At 54.9% G+C, this 15,925-nt stretch carries 16 protein-coding genes and 1 riboswitch; of the genes, 8 read left to right on the top strand and 8 right to left on the bottom strand.

Features of this window, described 5'->3' with window-relative positions:
- Positions 1-44: 44 nt before the first annotated feature.
- From WBY09_RS00080 to WBY09_RS00070, 3 genes are read left to right on the top strand one after another with little or no spacing between them, the layout of a single operon-like run.
- Positions 45-641, top strand: coding sequence for a TetR/AcrR family transcriptional regulator (locus WBY09_RS00080; RefSeq protein WP_336231728.1), 597 nt, complete (start codon positions 45-47; stop codon positions 639-641).
- Between the two features lie 3 nt (positions 642-644).
- A complete protein-coding gene (locus tag WBY09_RS00075) occupies positions 645-932 on the top strand; it encodes a YciI family protein (RefSeq protein WP_336231727.1) in 288 nt (95 codons plus the stop codon).
- 3 nt (positions 933-935) lie between these two features.
- Positions 936-1,544 (top strand): DNA-3-methyladenine glycosylase I, encoded by a 609-nt coding sequence (locus WBY09_RS00070; RefSeq protein WP_336231726.1) that lies wholly within the window; start codon positions 936-938, stop codon positions 1,542-1,544.
- Between the two features lie 371 nt (positions 1,545-1,915).
- On the opposite strand, the gene WBY09_RS00065 is transcribed toward WBY09_RS00070, so the two are convergent.
- The 3 genes from WBY09_RS00065 to WBY09_RS00055 all read right to left on the bottom strand — a co-directional run bounded on the left by WBY09_RS00065 (position 1,916) and on the right by WBY09_RS00055 (position 5,692).
- Positions 1,916-3,397: a sensor histidine kinase gene (locus tag WBY09_RS00065; protein ID WP_336231725.1), complete on the bottom strand. Its 1,482-nt coding sequence runs from the start codon at positions 3,395-3,397 to the stop codon at positions 1,916-1,918.
- An 80-nt stretch (positions 3,398-3,477) separates the two neighbouring features.
- Positions 3,478-4,905: a dihydrolipoyl dehydrogenase family protein gene (locus WBY09_RS00060; protein WP_336231724.1), complete on the bottom strand. Its 1,428-nt coding sequence runs from the start codon at positions 4,903-4,905 to the stop codon at positions 3,478-3,480.
- A complete protein-coding gene (locus tag WBY09_RS00055; protein ID WP_008889126.1) occupies positions 4,898-5,692 on the bottom strand; it encodes a TVP38/TMEM64 family protein in 795 nt (264 codons plus the stop codon). Before WBY09_RS00055 ends, WBY09_RS00060 begins: the two co-directional genes overlap by 8 nt.
- 226 nt (positions 5,693-5,918) lie before the next feature.
- A riboswitch (SAM riboswitch) is annotated at positions 5,919-5,993 on the top strand.
- A gap of 82 nt (positions 5,994-6,075) precedes the next feature.
- On the opposite strand from WBY09_RS00055, the gene metZ reads away from it, so the two are divergent.
- The 3 genes from metZ to folE all read left to right on the top strand — a co-directional run bounded on the left by metZ (position 6,076) and on the right by folE (position 8,550).
- Positions 6,076-7,278 (top strand): O-succinylhomoserine sulfhydrylase, encoded by a 1,203-nt coding sequence (gene metZ / locus WBY09_RS00050; protein ID WP_336231723.1) that lies wholly within the window; start codon positions 6,076-6,078, stop codon positions 7,276-7,278.
- Between the two features lie 200 nt (positions 7,279-7,478).
- Entirely contained in the window at positions 7,479-7,871 is a 393-nt protein-coding gene (gene apaG, locus WBY09_RS00045) for a Co2+/Mg2+ efflux protein ApaG (RefSeq protein WP_008889128.1), read from the top strand.
- An 88-nt stretch (positions 7,872-7,959) separates the two neighbouring features.
- Entirely contained in the window at positions 7,960-8,550 is a 591-nt protein-coding gene (gene folE / locus WBY09_RS00040) for a GTP cyclohydrolase I FolE (RefSeq protein WP_008889129.1), read from the top strand.
- Between the two features lie 85 nt (positions 8,551-8,635).
- On the opposite strand, the gene WBY09_RS00035 is transcribed toward folE, so the two are convergent.
- The 3 genes from WBY09_RS00035 to WBY09_RS00025 are packed head-to-tail and all read right to left on the bottom strand — an operon-like array spanning position 8,636 to position 10,518.
- On the bottom strand, positions 8,636-9,085 hold the full coding sequence (locus WBY09_RS00035) for a c-type cytochrome (RefSeq protein ID WP_158586094.1): 450 nt from the start codon (positions 9,083-9,085) through the stop codon (positions 8,636-8,638).
- 60 nt (positions 9,086-9,145) lie between these two features.
- Entirely contained in the window at positions 9,146-10,018 is an 873-nt protein-coding gene (locus WBY09_RS00030; RefSeq protein WP_336231722.1) for a fructosamine kinase family protein, read from the bottom strand.
- Positions 10,019-10,041: 23 nt separating this feature from the next.
- Positions 10,042-10,518 carry a low molecular weight protein-tyrosine-phosphatase gene (locus tag WBY09_RS00025; RefSeq protein ID WP_336231721.1) on the bottom strand — a complete coding sequence of 159 codons (477 nt, stop codon included), beginning with the start codon at positions 10,516-10,518 and terminating at the stop codon, positions 10,042-10,044.
- 224 nt (positions 10,519-10,742) lie between these two features.
- Between WBY09_RS00025 and WBY09_RS00020 the strand changes: the two genes are divergently transcribed.
- Both WBY09_RS00020 and WBY09_RS00015 read left to right on the top strand, forming a co-directional pair.
- Positions 10,743-11,702, top strand: coding sequence for a helix-turn-helix transcriptional regulator (locus WBY09_RS00020; protein ID WP_336231720.1), 960 nt, complete (start codon positions 10,743-10,745; stop codon positions 11,700-11,702).
- A 145-nt stretch (positions 11,703-11,847) separates the two neighbouring features.
- Positions 11,848-13,113, top strand: coding sequence for a hypothetical protein (locus tag WBY09_RS00015; RefSeq protein WP_336231719.1), 1,266 nt, complete (start codon positions 11,848-11,850; stop codon positions 13,111-13,113).
- Positions 13,114-13,190: 77 nt separating this feature from the next.
- Here the strand turns inward: WBY09_RS00015 and WBY09_RS00010 are convergent, their stop codons facing one another.
- Both WBY09_RS00010 and WBY09_RS00005 read right to left on the bottom strand, forming a co-directional pair.
- Positions 13,191-14,630 (bottom strand): MATE family efflux transporter, encoded by a 1,440-nt coding sequence (locus WBY09_RS00010; protein ID WP_336231718.1) that lies wholly within the window; start codon positions 14,628-14,630, stop codon positions 13,191-13,193.
- 98 nt (positions 14,631-14,728) lie between these two features.
- Positions 14,729-15,481 carry a glycerophosphodiester phosphodiesterase family protein gene (locus tag WBY09_RS00005; RefSeq protein ID WP_336231717.1) on the bottom strand — a complete coding sequence of 251 codons (753 nt, stop codon included), beginning with the start codon at positions 15,479-15,481 and terminating at the stop codon, positions 14,729-14,731.
- Between the last annotated feature and the right edge of the window lie 444 nt (positions 15,482-15,925).

The raw sequence follows: 15,925 nt of genomic DNA, 5'->3' as shown, positions 1-15,925 counted from the left end.
GGACATTTGTCCTAATCGTAGTTAATCGAGCGGCATATTGGAAAATGGCAGCAGAAACACGAGAACGGATTGTCGAGGCAGCGGACCTGCTATTTTACCAGCACGGGTTCGAGGCAACATCGTTTGCCGATATCGCAGCGACCGTCGGCATATCGCGCGGCAACTTTTATCACCACTTCAAGACCAAGGATGACATCCTTGATGGCGTGATCAATCGCCGCCTTGCCAATACCGAGCAGATGCTTGATCGCTGGGAAGTTTCCGGATCAGACCCGGCGGAGCGTATTCGAAGTTTCATTCATATTCTGATCGTCAATGGCGAGAAAATCCGAAAATACGGCTGCCCGGTGGGTACGTTGTCGTCAGAACTGGCGAAACTGAATCACGCGGCCAAAAGCGATGCCGCCGCACTGTTTACCCTGTTTCGCAGTTGGTTGTGTCGGCAGTTCGAACGGTTGGGTTTTGGCGACAAATCCGATGAATTGGCCATGCATATCCTGGGTCGAAGTCAGGGTGTGGCGACCCTTGCCAATGTGTTTGATGATGACCGGTTCCTGCATCACGAGGTCGATCTGATGTGCGCCTGGTTGGATGACCAGATTGCCGATCTTGCCAACAAAAATAATCCAGACAGGGAGTAGACGATGTTTGCCATCTTTTTGAAATTTGCCGAAAACCGCCCAAAGGCCCCGGAATTCATGGACGCGCACAAAGCGTGGATCCAGCAGGGCTTTGATGATGGTGTGTTTCTGATGGTCGGCAGCCTGCAACCCAATATGGGCGGTGCGGTTCTGGCCCATGGTGTGTCACGCGACGAGATTGAAACCCGCGTGAATGAAGATCCGTTCGTTGTCGAAGGGATCGTTAGCGCCGAGATTTTGGAAATCTCGCCCGCGCGTGCCGATCAACGTCTTGATTTCCTGATGGCCTGAGCAATGAGCAAAACAACAATCGGAACGGATGGAAAATGCCGGTGCGCCTGGTGTGATGCAGCACCGGAATTTAACGCCTATCACGACACGGAATGGGGTTTTCCGGTGACCGATGACATCCGGTTGTTTGAGAAAATCTGTCTTGAGGGGTTCCAGTCGGGATTAAGCTGGCGCACGATCCTGACCAAGCGCGAGAATTTCCGCAAAGCCTTTGCCGGTTTCGATTTTCACAAGGTCGCGCAGTTTGATGATGCGGATGTCAAACGTTTGCTTGGTGATGCCGGGATCATCCGCCATCGCGGCAAGATCGAAGCATCGATCAACAATGCCAAGCGGGCCTGCGAGATGTTGGCCGAGGAAGGATCACTTGCCGCCTATTTCTGGAGGTTTGAACCGAAACAGGATGAGGTAGACCCGCCACAATCGATGTCAACGTCGCCAACGTCCGTGGCGCTTTCCAAGGATCTCAAAAAACGCGGCTGGAAGTTCGTCGGGCCGACCACGGTGTTTGCGTTCATGCAGGCGATGGGTTTGATCAATGATCACGCGCAAGGCTGCTTTTTGCGCCAACAGATTGACGACATGCGTGCGTCATTGATCCGCCCAAGCTGATGTGACGTCAAAAAAACACCCCTTGTCCGTATCTGGACAAGGGGTTTTGAGGGCTGGGACCATTGCAGATCCCCTGATGATAATCCGGCAAGGATTATGGGGTCTTCGACATGCGGTCTCACTTGATGTGCCAACGTCAAGGGAGGGTGCAACAGGGGTAGGAAGGCTTCAAAAAGAATACGGTGCACACTCAAGCGAGTTTGGCGATACCGAACTTTGGGTCAGGAGCGGATCGGGGATCGGGATCAAGCCCGGTATCGCCATAACCCAAGGTCGCAAATGCTGATCAAAAGATAAAATCGAATATAAAATTAAAATAGATAGAAAAAATCTATTGATGGGATGCGCCGCAGCATGGGAATGCCGCGAAATCAGTTACCAAGTGGCAATTTAACTGTGAAAACAGCACCATCCGGCCCTGTTGCAGTGAGGCGAAGTTCACCGTTATGGGTGCTGATCAGTTCGCGTGCGATGGCAAGGCCAAGTCCGGTACCGCCTTGCCGCCCACTGCCGGCAAACGGGACGAACAGGTTCTTGATCGCCTTTTCGGGCAATCCCGGCCCGTTGTCGGCAATGAAAACCTCAATGGAGCGGCGGGGTCTAGCCGATTCGTCACCCTTTTCAGGTTCGGTTTGAATTTTGTGACTGATGGTGACGGTAGTCGCCCCGGCCTCCAGCGGGTTGCGCATCAGGTTGCTGAAGGCGCGAAACAGCATGTCATAGTCGGCTTCAAGCATGACATCATCAGGCAGGTCGATCTCAATGCGCGCCGGGCAGGGTTCACTGGCGACAGGTGCGTCGCCCATGCCGCCATCAAGCAACGGTTCGCATTTTTGCAGCAAGATCTGATCGCGGATTTCCTCAATCAGTTCGATCAGCGTGAAGGTTGCCAGATCGCGCGGTGGCGGGGTTTCGCGGGCAAAGGACAGGGTTTGTTCGCTGATATAAACCGCGCGTTCCATCGATGACAACAAACGTGGGACGACGGCACGGACTTCGTCATCTTCGCTTTTGGCAAGCTGTTCTGTCATCAGCATCGAGGTTGCCAGCGCATTGCGCAGATCATGGCTGATCTTGGTGGCAGCCGTGCCCAGGGCGGCAAGTCGGCGGCGCTGATTAAGCATCGCCTGGATGTCTTGCTGCATCATGGCGAGTTCCTGGCGGGCAACACCGATTTCATCATCACGTTCGCCGGGATTAATCAGCGATGCCTTGTCCTGCGGGTCTTCGCGAAAACGGATCATATCGCTGGTCAGGGTTCGCATCGGGCGCACCAGCAAGCGGTTAAGTGCGAAATAAACAAGCCCGGCTGTAAAGAACGAAATCATCAGCGACAGGCCAAATACCCGCCAACCGAAATTGCGCATCGCCTCGGTCAGGCGGTCTTCATGCACAAGCACCTCGATCTCGAAATCCGGCGCCATGGAGGGCATGCCGACCACGCGTAACACCCGGTTTTCGGTCTGGCTGAGTGTTGCCAGCCCCTCCATCAAGGCCATCGGGATCGAGAAATCGCTCAGATTGATGTCCTTGTCGACCTTGGCGGGCATATCATCGCGTTGCAGCAGTAATTTGCGATCTTCACGGCGCAGGATGACAGCTTCGATCCCGGCATTGGACAGAAGTTCGCGTTCAAGATCATCGGGGATCATTTGATCGGGGGTGGCCTCAAGGGCAAGGGCCGCAAGGTAGCCTGAATCAAGGTGCGCCTTTAACCAGTCAATCCGAAAGCGCGCGACAGAGGGGGCAAAGACAAACACCTCGGCAAGCATCACAAAGCTTACCGTCAGCACCAGAAGGCGCGCGGAAAGCGATTTGGCCCATGGGGGCAATTTCAGATGCCGGTTATTCATTAAATGATGTTAGGCCGATAAAACGAAAAAAGTACAGCAATACAGATGCTTGTTTTCTCACGCGATGGCAAGCAAGCCGCTTATGCGAACCTGAGCAGGAAACGCACAAGCTTGCGGGTTTTTTCGCCAAACAGGCTGGGGGTATACCAGGCCCCGGCGACGCGTTTGGAAAGTTCGCCCAAGGTCGGGTAAGGCGCGATCATGCCCGCAATCGCGCCAATCTTCATCTTCTTGCTGATGGCAAGTGACCAGACACCGATCAGTTCACCCGCCTGCCGTCCGACGATGGCAGCCCCCAGAATCCGGCCATTTGGTTTGGTGATGACCTTGATGAAGCCCTCGGTCTCGGCCTCTGCCCGGGCGCGGTCATTTTCGGCGTAATCCCAGGTCACAACGCGGATGTCATCGCCATATTGTTCGCGGGCGGCCTTTTCGGTCAGGCCGACCTGAGCCAGTTCCGGGTTGGTGTAGGTCACCCACGGTACGGCACTGTGATCGACCTTGGCCGGAAGACGGAACAGCGCATTGCGAATGACGATGCCTGCGTCATATCCTGCCATATGGGTAAATTGCAGGCCGCCGGTGATATCGCCAATGGCAAAGACCTTTTTGTTTGATGTCCGCAATCGCGCATCGACGGAGATACCGCGGTCGGTAAATTCAATACCGGCATCCTTCAGGCCGAGATTCTCGACATTGGGTTTGCGTCCGGTTGCCAGCAACAGGTGGCTGCCTTCCAAGGTAATCTCGATACCCTGATGTTCGATCACGACCCGGATCTGGTCATTCACATCAAGGATTTCCTTGGTCTTGGCACCTTCATAAAGGCTGATGCCATCGGCCTTGATGCGGTCGCGGACAACAGCCACCAGATCCGGATCATCCTTGGGCAGGATGGTGCCCATTTCAATCACGGTAACTTTTGCGCCCAGCTGATGATGGGCCTGCGCCATTTCCAGCCCGATGGGGCCGCCGCCAACGATGATCAGATGTTCGGGGCGGACCCGATTTTCAAAAATGGTTTCATTGGTGAAATAGCAAACGGTCTCAAGCCCCGGGATCGGCGGTACGGCCGCACGCGATCCGGTGGCGATGACAAAGCGTTTGGCCTTGATTGTGGTGTCACCGGCAACGACTTCACCCGGACCGGTAAAACGGGCTTCGGCCTGAATGACGGTGCAGCCGAGTTCTTCGAACCGTTCGACCGAATCATGGGGCGCGATGCCCGCGATCACGGAATGAACATGGTCGATTGCCCGGCCAAAGTCGATCTCCACTGGCCCGGTCGATACGCCAAACCGTGAAGCCCTGCGTGCATTTTCCGCGGCATGGCCAGCCGCCAGCAGCGCCTTGGACGGAACACAGCCGGTATTAAGGCAATCACCGCCCATCTTGCCCTTTTCAATCAGGACAACCTTTGCGCCCATCTGAACCGCACCAGCAGCAACGGAAAGGCCCCCCGATCCAGCCCCGATGACACAAATGTCGGTCGTGATGATCTTATTCATCGGCGTTCGCCCCGATTTTACGTTTACGCAATTTCTTGTAGGCCACCGGCAAAAGCGCCAGCACGGCGAGCCCGATGATCGGGGTCAGAATACGGGGTTCAAAGATGATGCCAAGATCAGGTGTCTTGCCCTGATCAAACAGTGCGCCAAGACCATCCCCGATCGAGGCATAAACAAAAGTGCCCGGAATGATGCCGATCATGGTGCCAAAGACAAAGGATCGTAGTTTGACGCCAAGAAGGGCCGGCACAAGATTGACCAGCCAGAACGGGAAGATCGGGATCAGGCGCAAAACCATCAAGTAGCTAAAGGCGTTTTCAGCAAAGCCTTCCTCCATCCTGCGGACGGCGTTTCCAGCCTTGGCGCGCATCAGATCGTAAAATGCATAGCGGGCCGCAAGGTAAACGATCGTCGCGCCGATGGTTGCAGAGACCACAACATAACTGGTGGCAAGAAACGCCCCGAACAGAAAGCCCCCTGTGATGGTAAGGATCGACCCGATTGGCAGGGAAAGTGCGACCGAAACGACATAAAGCCCCATAAAGACCAGAACACTGGAAACCGGGTTATCGGCAACAAAGCCCTGCAACAGGTCGCGGTTTTCACGCAGGGACTCAAATGACAGCAAATCCACAACGCCGCTGGCCCATGCAATGACAAGTCCGACAACCAGAACAATCACCGGCAAAAGCTTGCGCCATAGGGGCTTTGACGTGCCTTTGATTTCGCTGTGGGTATCTGGTTTCTGGTCGGACAAGTGTGACGCCATTGAGCTGGTTTTGGTCATTGATTTCAGGCTCTTGCAAGTCGTTCGTTCGGGTCGAAATGCATATCCCTGAAGACAGGATCGCATTATTTGACCCAACATTAGAGAGAAATTTCAAAACTTGCTTATGAACTGCCTTCACCATTGCGTGAGGGCAAATTGTACAAAGCCTGGCCGGATGGCGCAGGAACATGCGCAATAAACCTGAGGGAGAGGCGCTTGACGTAGGGGAAAACTGGACGTATCGTCTGCGCATCGTGGGATTTGTCGACCGGCTTGCGGCCACGTAAAAAATCGCTAAAGAGGGGTGCTATGGCTTCGGCCCTGACCCATTCATGCCGGTCAGGGTTTTTTTGTGTCCGGATTACGGTATGCATACATTCCGGGCATGTAGGAGCAAGACGATGACGACCGACAAAAAGGCTTCCGATAACTGGCGCGCAGCGACCCGATCCGTGCGTGGCGGTACAGCGCGCAGCGGATTCTGCGAGACCTCCGAAGCCATCTTTATGAATTCCGGCTATGTGTATGAAACTGCCGCCGAGGCCGAGGCCTCCTTTGATGGCAGCGGTCCGGAACGTTTTGTGTATTCGCGTTTCGCCAACCCGACCGTTGGCATGTTCGAAGAACGCCTTGCCCTGATCGAGGGCGCGCAATATTGCCGCGCGACGGCATCGGGCATGTCGGCTGTCTGGAATGCGTTGGCGGCCAGCACCAAGGCTGGTGGCCGTGTGGTTGGGTCACGTGCGCTGTTCGGGTCGTGTGAATTTATCCTGACCACGCTTTTGCCGCGGTTTGGTGTTGAGACCGAACTGGTGGACGGCACGGACAAGGACGCTTGGGAGAAGGCACTTTCGAAACCGGCCGATGCGGTTTTCCTTGAAACACCGTCGAACCCGACCCTTGAGGTTCTTGATATCGCCTTCATTTCCGAACTGGCGCACAAGGCCGGTGCCAAGGTGATTGTCGATAACGTCTTTGCCACACCGATCCTGCAAAAGCCGATGGAACTGGGGGCGGATATTGTCGTCTATTCCGCGACCAAGCATATCGATGGTCAGGGGCGCTGCCTTGGCGGGGCGATCCTGTTTAATGACAAGGAATGGCATGACGAACATCTGACCACCTTCCTGCGTCATACCGGGCCAAGCATGAGCCCGTTCAATGCCTGGGTTCTTCTTAAGGGGCTTGAGACACTTAGCCTGCGTGTCGATCAGCATATTCGCAATGCAACTGCATTGGCTGAGTTTCTTACGGAACAGCCGCAAGTGTCACGCGTTCTATATCCGGGGCTGAAAAGTCACCCGCAGCATGAACTGGCAATGAAGCAAATGTCTGGCCGTGGTGGTGGATTGATCGCAATTGAGCTTGCCGGTGGTAAGAAAGCAGCCTTCTCGTTGCTTGATAATCTCAAGCTGATTGATATTTCCAACAACCTTGGCGATGCAAAAAGCCTTGCAACCCATCCCTGGACCACCACGCATCAGCGTGTACCGGCCGAGGACAAGGTCGCAATGGGCATTACCGAGGGCATGCTGCGTCTATCTGTCGGTCTGGAAGATATTGATGACCTCAAGGAAGACCTGTTGGCGGCCCTTGCCGTTTAAAAGCATGGACCAACAGTAATCCTGACATCGATCCGGCCCGTACATTGTGCGGGCCTTTTCGTTTCCGATCCGGGGGATAATGCCAGTTTGTTTTGACTGCTGACTGGTACTTTCGGGAAGGATTGTCTACATAAAGGGTCCATCCATCGCATTCTTGGCTGATGCAAATTGACTGGAACACACTTGGCCCGGAGATATGCATGTATTCGACCGTAACCCACGACATCAAGGTATCGGTAAAGCCGATGTTCCTTGAGGACGAATCAGACCCGGACACCCATCGTTACATTTGGGCTTATCGCATCGAGATCGAGAATCTCGGCTCGAAAACTGTTCAGTTGCTTAACCGTCATTGGCGGATTACGGATTCGCGCGGCGAAACCCAGGAAGTCAAAGGCCCGGGGGTTGTCGGCGAACAGCCTGTTTTGGCATGTGGCGAAAGTTTCAACTACACAAGTGGCGCGCCACTGACCACGCCAAGCGGCTTCATGGTGGGCACTTTCGAAATGACGGATATGGACGGCAATCATTTTGATATTGCGATTCCAGCCTTTTCGCTGGACAGTCCGCATGGGCAACACACTGTGAACTGATCGCGTCAAAAAACAGTATCAGGTAGCGCGGGCCGAGAGCCCCACCAAGGCAGGTTCAATCCTGTAATAAAATGACAAAGGATTTGGTATGTGCAGCGAACATAACCCGGTGAAGCGTCCGACACGCGAAGAAGCAGAAGAAGCGGTTCGGACACTTCTGCGTTGGGCCGGGGATGATCCCGACCGCGAAGGTTTGCGCGGAACCCCTGACCGTGTGGCACGGTCTTATGGTGAATTCTTTGCTGGCTATCAGCAAGACCCGGCCGAGATTCTGCGTCGGACATTCGAAGAAACCGACGGCTATGACGAAATGGTCGTTCTGCGCGACATTCGCGTCGAATCCTATTGCGAACATCACATGGTGCCGATCATTGGTGTCGCACATGTCGCCTATCTGCCGCGCCGCCGTGTTGTTGGTATTTCCAAACTGGCCCGCGTGGTCGAGGTTTATGCCAAGCGCCTGCAGATTCAGGAAAAGATGACCGCACAGGTTGCCAACACCATTCAGGAAGAGCTTGATCCGCTTGGCGTGGCGGTGGTGATTGATGCCAATCACCAATGCATGAGCACCCGTGGCGTGCACAAGACCGGCGTATCAATGGTGACCAGCCGGATGCTTGGCGCATTTCGCGATGACCCGATCACACGCCGCGAATTCTTTGCCATGATCGGTCGCTAAGACGCAGTCAGATGATCCAAAAAGAAAGGTCGCAGCACCAAAATGCTGCGACCTTTTTTGCGTCGGGACCGCAAATTCGCGCGATCTATTCCTTGAAATCGCTATGGCAGGATTTGCAGGTCTGCATCATTTCACCAAGTGATGCCTTGAAGTCGTCTTCTGATCCGCCGCTAACTGCGACCGATTTTAGATCGCTGGCCTTGGCGTGCAGTTCGTTTGCCAGATTGGTGAATTTTGACCAGTCTTCCCAGATGTCTGACAGTGCTTCAGACGGTTTGCCATTACTGCCTTCCGGGAAAAGGGCGGTAAAGGTCTCGCCTGAGTGACCTTCGATAATCGTCGCGGCTTTCGCGACCTGATCCGGGTCATAGGGCAATGCACCCTTCATCATCGGGACCATGATTTTGACCTGTTGGCCAATGGCCTTCATGCCTTCCATGCGTTCCTTGACAACACCGGTCGCGCCTTCATGAGCGATGGCGGCGATGCTGACCGTCATGGTCAAGGCGATGGCGGCTCCTGCTAGTACTTTCAACTCTCTCTTCCCCATTCTAGGCGTGCCTAACTGATAGTATTTTGTGTTTGTTCACGTGCTTTAGTGCCCAAATCGGGCAAGGATATGGTCAACCGAACCGACATAATGGCCGCCAAACAGGCGAACATGGACCAGTAACGGATAAAGATTATACAAATCACGGCGTTCTTCAAAGAACCCCGGCTCTATCGGCAGTATTTCATCATACCGCGCGAAAAATTCCGGTGTCAGATCCCCAAACAACGTCCCAAAGGCCAGTTCGATTTCCCGATCGCCGTAATAGATCGCCGGATCAATCAAGCCCGCAAGCTTGTCAGACTGACACAGGATATTGCCACCCCACAAGTCACCATGCAGCAGTGCCGCTGTGCTCTGGTCTGGCAAAAGATCACCAAGCCTGTCGATCAATCGATCAACGCGTGCGGCCATACTACCCGGTAGCTTGCCCTCGCGATGTGCGTGTTGCGCCATATGACGCAAACGGTGTTCGGCGAAGAACGTGATCCAGCTTTCCTCGGGTGTATTTGGTTGCGCCAGGCCGCCAATTAAAGTGTCAAAGCCAAGTCCGAACGTTTCGGACGTTACCTGATGCTGGCTTGCCAACTGTTCGGCAAGATCGCGCTGCACACGTCCAGTCATCCGGTTGTCGTTGGCGATAAATGTCATCACCAGACAATTTGCGTCGGCATGGATGACCTCGGGACAGGGGATCGGAGAGTGCGTTTTGAAATAACGCAGCATTTCCGCCTCGATCAAAAGACCCGCATCATTTTGCACATCATTTGTCGGGCTGTGCTTGATCACCAGTTGCCGCCCATTATCCAGATCGGCGCGCATTACATTGGCAACGCACCCACCCGAAAGTGGTGCGACGGATCGCACCGACGCCCCGGTATGGCGTTTGATCAAATCTGCAAGCGCGCGTTTGTCCATAATCCTATCCGGGGGCTGGACTCCTAGATTTCGTGTTTTTCGCGGATGTGCGACAGCAGGTTGTTTGAGGCTTCCTCAATCATGTCAAACACATCGACAAACCCGTTGGCACCGCCGTAATAGGGATCGGGGACACTTTGTCCGGCCATCGTTGGATGATAATCGAGAAACAGCTCAATACGGTGCTGATGGGTATTGGGTGCCTGGCGGCGCATATCGCGCAAATGTCCGTCATCCATGGCCAGAACATAGTCAAATTCATGGTAGTCGGTAGGCCTGATCTTGCGGGATCGAATATCGCTTAGATCAATGCCGCGACTTTTGGCCATTTCACGCGACCGCGGGTCCGGCAGTTCACCAACATGATAGGCCGACAGCCCGCAGCTATCGACGCTGATATGGTCATCCAGTCCGGCGTCGCGAACCATCTTGCGGAAAACGCCATCGGCCGTGGGCGAACGACATATATTGCCGGTGCAGACGAAAAGAACCTTGATCACACTATCAATCCGTATTGTCTGGGAAGGGGCAGGAGATGTTTAAAAGTGCCATGTCCGCACCCGGTCGGCAATGGCTTGTCGTTGCGCCAAGTGACCTTCATCTCAGCAGGTATTTTAAAAATCGTGATCAATGTAACAGCTTCGTGACATTTTGAATGTGACACTGACAGGTCAGTCATTAGTTTGTATGATCGCGCCAATTACCTTTAATTTGGCGCGTTTTGATGCAGGAATTTGTTTCTTTTGGTTTGCATGTTGCCCTGATCCGGCAACTGGCATGGTTGCCGCGGGGCTATGACCTTGTCCCGGGCGGGACGGTTGTAACTTCTGCCAAGCTGCGTAGCATCATGCTCGCACTTGAAGAGATCAATGGTCCGGCGGTGCTGGTGCGTCTTGGGCGGTATCTGGCCGCCAAGGAACAGGAACCGGTCCTGACCATGTTGCGCCACTCGGCAACACCGTCGGTGATTGCAGATCGCTGGCGCCGGCTTGAAGGCTATTCACACGCACGTGCGCGCAGCGACTTTTCTGTCACCGGAAAATCCATGACCATCCATCGCGGGGTCGTGCGCGGTCAGCCACCGGCACGGGTGGAAAACCTACTTTTGCTGGGATTTTTGATCGGCCTGCTTGAGGCGGCCGGGGCCGAGAATATTGACGCGACCATTTTGCCCAGCCACGGTCCGGCAGTGCGTGTAACGCGCAAGGGCCGCATTAGCGACAAACTGGCATTTTCCGGTCGCGGCCTTCGTTTTCGGATTAACTGGGGCAGTTTCGAACAGGTTTCGTCCTCCTATCCATTCATGGCCAATATGCCCGGCACCGCGCCCTCAATCGGGGCGCAACGCCCGATCGTGCAACAACTTTGTACGGTGTTGGAACATGACATCGGGCGCAGCTGGACGATTGATGAAGTTGCTGCAGCACTTGATACATCCGGGCGCACCTTGCAGCGCCGCTTGCAACAGGCCAACAGCCGGTTTTCCGACCTTTTGCGTCTGGTGCGCGTGCGCGAAGCCTGCCGACTTTTATATGGCACCACCCTTTCGGTTGGTGAAATCGGGTTCTGGTGCGGCTTTACAGACAATGCGCATTTCTCACGCGATTTCAGACGTTTGATGGCGATGCCGCCCTCGGTCTACCGCGAGGCCAGCATAGGCCATGCCGGTTTGACCCGGGCGTGATACCCAACCCGTCTGGGCGGCTGCGGCTATTTAAGGGGACTAGCTGTTTGCCCGGTGATTGACCTGCCCGGTTTCCTTGGGTATCAGCAGCGCCATGAATGATTTCGTTTAAATCATCGTGCCCCTTCGCATCCATGAGGCTGTCATGACTGACCCAATCCGTCCTGCAAACGAATATTCCGGTTTTCTGCCGCCGCGTTTTGACAATCGACCGGATGCCGATGATGTTTTGGTCAAAACATGGACCGTTGGGGACGCACTGACCGATCATAGCGTGCCGGAAATGCCAGCACCGCTGTCGCTGTTTTTTGATCTGGTTGCCCCGGCAGCGGGCCGGTCGAATGCAACCGGGTTTGCCATGTTGTGGCTCGATCGTCATCCGCATGAAGAACCGGGCTGGCGTCTGTCCATCGGGCATGTCGGATCCGAGGACGATCTGGAACGGGCGGTGGCCAAACCATTGGCGCGCCTTGTTGATGCCCTGCCGATGGCCAGTTTTGAATGCGAAAGCTGGCACATGACCCGTCCGCTTTGGCGCAAACGCGCCGAGCCGGTAAAGCTTGTTTTCTGGGGTGATTTTGCCAAGCATGCCCGCGCCATTCTTGGGCACAGTGATGCGGCATCATTCTATCAGCCACTTGGTGCAGGACTTCGGTCTGACAATGTCACAAGCATGCTGCCCTTGCTTGAAGATATGCTCGGTGATGCTTTCTTGCAAAACGGCATGGGGTTTGAAGACGCCCTGCGCCTTGGTGTCGCATTGGGGCGCGCGCATCTGATCGAAAGCTGGATCGAAGCCGGTGGTTCGCAAAAGGAACCCTATTTCCGTCCGATGAAAATCTGGCATCAGGCATGGCTTGCCAATGCGTTGATTGATCCGGCGGTGGCAAGTCTTGCCATGTCGGGCAAACCGCCGATGCCGGCCCTTGATTTCGGGAATGACAGCACACCGGCATCGCGCCGTGCAGCCCTTGATGATGTGTCATCCTGGCTGACGACCGTGTTCTTTAGTGATGAATATCCCGCCCTTCGCAATGCCTTTGTGGCCGGCGTGCAAAATGCCGTCTGGCTTGATCATGACCTGCAACAATATGTCCAGCCGCAACAACGATCCGAGATATTGCAAGGTCTGATGCCCTATTGCCGCTGGTTCCTGGCCATGGCGCTTTATAACCATCTGGGCAATCTGGCGGCGGGAACAGCGCGGGAGGATCAGGTCGCATTCTACGCGATCATGGTTGATGCCTTGCCGGAACTGGCACCGCTTGGCGCGTTTGCCACCCAGCGCGATATCGAACAGCACATCATCCGGATTGATGCCGCGCGCGCCGCATCGGCGTTCGACACGTTGGTCCTGCCGTTCTGTGATCTTTTGATGCCGAAGCGCCAATTTGATGCCGCGCGTTCCTGATCACGTGCATGGCATGGGTTAAAAAAAGCGCCGCTGGGCGAAACCGGCGGCGCTTTTTGTTTGTTGGCTGTCGATGACTAGATCTGTTCGGGATGTTCCGGAATGTCGCGCGATGACACGATCAGGAACCGGATCGCCAGGCCACTGACCGCGACAAGGCTTGCAATCGCAATGCCCCAAAACAGGCCGCGCACCCCCATCTCAAGAACGAATGACAGGTAATAGCCAACCGGGATCATGACAAAGATATAGGACACCAGATGCAAAATCGTTGGTGCCCATTTATCGCCAGCCCCGCGAAGCGCACTGATCGCGGCATTCTGCCCGCCATCGGTCGGAAAAATGATCGGCATCAAAACCAGCACTGAAACCGTGGTGGCAAGCACCGCAACATCCTGGGTAAACAGATGCGCAACCGCATCGGGGAACAGATAAAGCGGAATGCTAAGGGCCAGCATCACGCACATCGTGGTCAAAAGACCAATCCACCCGGCAAGCGCCATGTCCGGCCGGTCCCGCCTGCCATAGGCAATGCCGACCCGAACCGATGTTGCCGAGGCCAGACCAAGTGCTACCATAAACATCAGGGCCAAAAGCGTCATGCTGATGCCGTAACTTGCCGCGGCAATCACGCCAAGACGGCCAGCGAAAAGCTGCATGGCGGCAAAGGCGCCGGTTTCCATCCCCTGACTGGCACCCGCAGCATAGCCCAGATGGCGGGCATCGCGCGATCCGCGCCACCACCCGGCAAAGCCGTTGCGAATGCCATAAAGGTGATGGCTTTTCATCAGCAGGATATAACCCAGCAGACCAAGCGCCATGAACCAGCGGATGACGCTTGATGTCCATGCCGCACCTTCGGCACCCAGTTCCGGCAAACCAAACGCCCCGTAAACCAGCCCGTAATCAAGAACGAGGTTGACCAGGTTGGCTGCGATCATCAACACCATGCCCGGCAGCGGACGCTGCAATCCTTCAAGGAAAAAGGCACAGGTAATGTAAATCAGTGCGGCGGGCATTCCGATTGCCAGAATCATGGCCAGATCGCCGGCATGGTCGGTGATTTCGACCGGCTGACCGGTGATCTTAAACAGCCAGTCCGATTGCATGGTCAGAACGGTAAAGGCAATGCCGATCAGGACAGCATAAGGCATGGCATTGCGCCACACAGCCCCGGCCGCAATCAGGTTGTCGCGACCCTTGGCATGCGACGTCATGACCATGACCCCGGTCAGAAGTCCGATGCCGGTCACCATCAAGGATGTAAAGGGCGCATGTGCAATATTAAGGTAGGCCAGTGCCGCACTGTCATAGTTGCCAACCACGATGGTATCGACAACCGCCATGATCAGCATGCCAAGACGGGCAATTGTCACCGGCAGGGCCAGTCTGAATAATTCGCTCAGATGACGCTTTACCCGGTTATTGGGATAAAGCGGGGTTGGCGAAAGTGTCGGATCAAGTGCCGGATCAAGTGGCGGCGGAGCCGGAGCACCATCTTGTGGGGCAATGGACATTGGACTGTTTCCTGTTTTTATCTGGCGATCAGGCTCTGGGTCGTGGTGGCGATCAGAGCCGTGATACCGTTTTGCCCTGGTTTGGTTTGATCCAGGGTCTATCTGTGAGCAGCGAACGGTCGGCGGGGAATCGCCATCAGCAATTTGGCCGGATCATCGGTAATCACCGATGTTACTCCCCAGGAAAAAAGCTCCTTGGCGCGTTCGACATCATTGATGGTATAGCAAACCAGCGGGACACCAGCATCGACAATCTCGGCAGCACTCACCGGTGTCAGTGCCTTGTGGTCAATATGAATGGCCGATGCGCCAAGACGCGCATACTCGGCCTTCCAGTTTTTTGGCAGGGTTTCCAGCAACCAGCCGCACGGCAGGTCTGGCATATGTTTGCGCATATGGGCAACCGCGGTGTCATCAAAACTTGAAATCAGAATTGGCGGTACGGTTTTTGACGTGCGGAGTTCCTTGATGACTTCCTCGCACAGGCGGACCGGATCACAGCCTGATGGCTTGATTTCAAGGTTGGCCCCCATATCCATGAAATACAGGGTTTCCAGCGTGTCTTTCAGGCTGGGGATTCGTTCGCCCTTATATATGTCTGAAAACCATCCCCCGGCATCAAGGTTGCGTAAGGCGTCGAAATCGCTGTGATGGATGGGGCCGGTACCGTCGGTGGTCCGTTCAAGCGTGTCGTCATGGATAAGCACGCATTTGTCATCCGCACTTAGCGTGACATCACACTCAATCCATTTGGCGCCGCGTGCGCCGGCAACCCGGAATGCGGCAATGGTATTTTCCGGGGCTTCAATCGAAGCGCCGCGATGGGCGACAATGTGCGGGATATCGATCACGGATATGGGCCTTTTATATATGTGGGGCTGCAACCGCCAAAACAGATGATGGATCAGGCCATCGGCTGTTCTGGTGGTGCAAGAACATCAATGCGATTCTCTTACGCGACTTGGATTGTGCGAAAAAGCGAAAATCTTGTTGCGATTTGAACGTTTCCTTTTTCGTTTTTGCTGCGAAGTCATTGGACTCCATATTGTAATTATTGGCGCAGAGTCGGTTTTCCCTGTGGTTTTCGGCGTTATGCACCGATGTGGGTCGAGCTATGCACATATCCGATTTCTACGTGAAACCCCCGAAAGCCAAGGGTTTGTGCGGACCGTTTCGGGGGTGAAAAAAACAAACGCCGAAAATCTCGATAAATCTCGAAAAAAGGTGTTTACAGGTCGGGATAGGGGCCCTATAACCCGCCTCCACCGACGGGGTGCGGCGCCAACGAGACGGCG

Origin of the sequence: Thalassospira sp. CH_XMU1458 (assembly GCF_037027205.1) — a bacterium.
Lineage (GTDB): Bacteria > Pseudomonadota > Alphaproteobacteria > Rhodospirillales > Thalassospiraceae > Thalassospira > Thalassospira tepidiphila.
Note: the sequence above shows the minus strand (reverse complement) of the source record. Positions and strands in the feature narration are given on the sequence as shown.

What these genes read in the sequence shown, in the direction of transcription:
- WBY09_RS00080 (WP_336231728.1), top strand. Translation starts at nt 45, where the DNA reads ATGGCAGCAGAAACACGAGAACGGATTGTCGAGGCAGCGGACCTGCTA.
- WBY09_RS00075 (WP_336231727.1), top strand. Translation starts at nt 645, where the DNA reads ATGTTTGCCATCTTTTTGAAATTTGCCGAAAACCGCCCAAAGGCCCCG.
- WBY09_RS00070 (WP_336231726.1), top strand. Translation starts at nt 936, where the DNA reads ATGAGCAAAACAACAATCGGAACGGATGGAAAATGCCGGTGCGCCTGG.
- WBY09_RS00065 (WP_336231725.1), bottom strand. Translation starts at nt 3,397, where the DNA reads ATGAATAACCGGCATCTGAAATTGCCCCCATGGGCCAAATCGCTTTCC.
- WBY09_RS00060 (WP_336231724.1), bottom strand. Translation starts at nt 4,905, where the DNA reads ATGAATAAGATCATCACGACCGACATTTGTGTCATCGGGGCTGGATCG.
- WBY09_RS00055 (WP_008889126.1), bottom strand. Translation starts at nt 5,692, where the DNA reads ATGACCAAAACCAGCTCAATGGCGTCACACTTGTCCGACCAGAAACCA.
- metZ (WP_336231723.1), top strand. Translation starts at nt 6,076, where the DNA reads ATGACGACCGACAAAAAGGCTTCCGATAACTGGCGCGCAGCGACCCGA.
- apaG (WP_008889128.1), top strand. Translation starts at nt 7,479, where the DNA reads ATGTATTCGACCGTAACCCACGACATCAAGGTATCGGTAAAGCCGATG.
- folE (WP_008889129.1), top strand. Translation starts at nt 7,960, where the DNA reads ATGTGCAGCGAACATAACCCGGTGAAGCGTCCGACACGCGAAGAAGCA.
- WBY09_RS00030 (WP_336231722.1), bottom strand. Translation starts at nt 10,018, where the DNA reads ATGGACAAACGCGCGCTTGCAGATTTGATCAAACGCCATACCGGGGCG.
- WBY09_RS00020 (WP_336231720.1), top strand. Translation starts at nt 10,743, where the DNA reads ATGCAGGAATTTGTTTCTTTTGGTTTGCATGTTGCCCTGATCCGGCAA.
- WBY09_RS00015 (WP_336231719.1), top strand. Translation starts at nt 11,848, where the DNA reads ATGACTGACCCAATCCGTCCTGCAAACGAATATTCCGGTTTTCTGCCG.
- WBY09_RS00010 (WP_336231718.1), bottom strand. Translation starts at nt 14,630, where the DNA reads ATGTCCATTGCCCCACAAGATGGTGCTCCGGCTCCGCCGCCACTTGAT.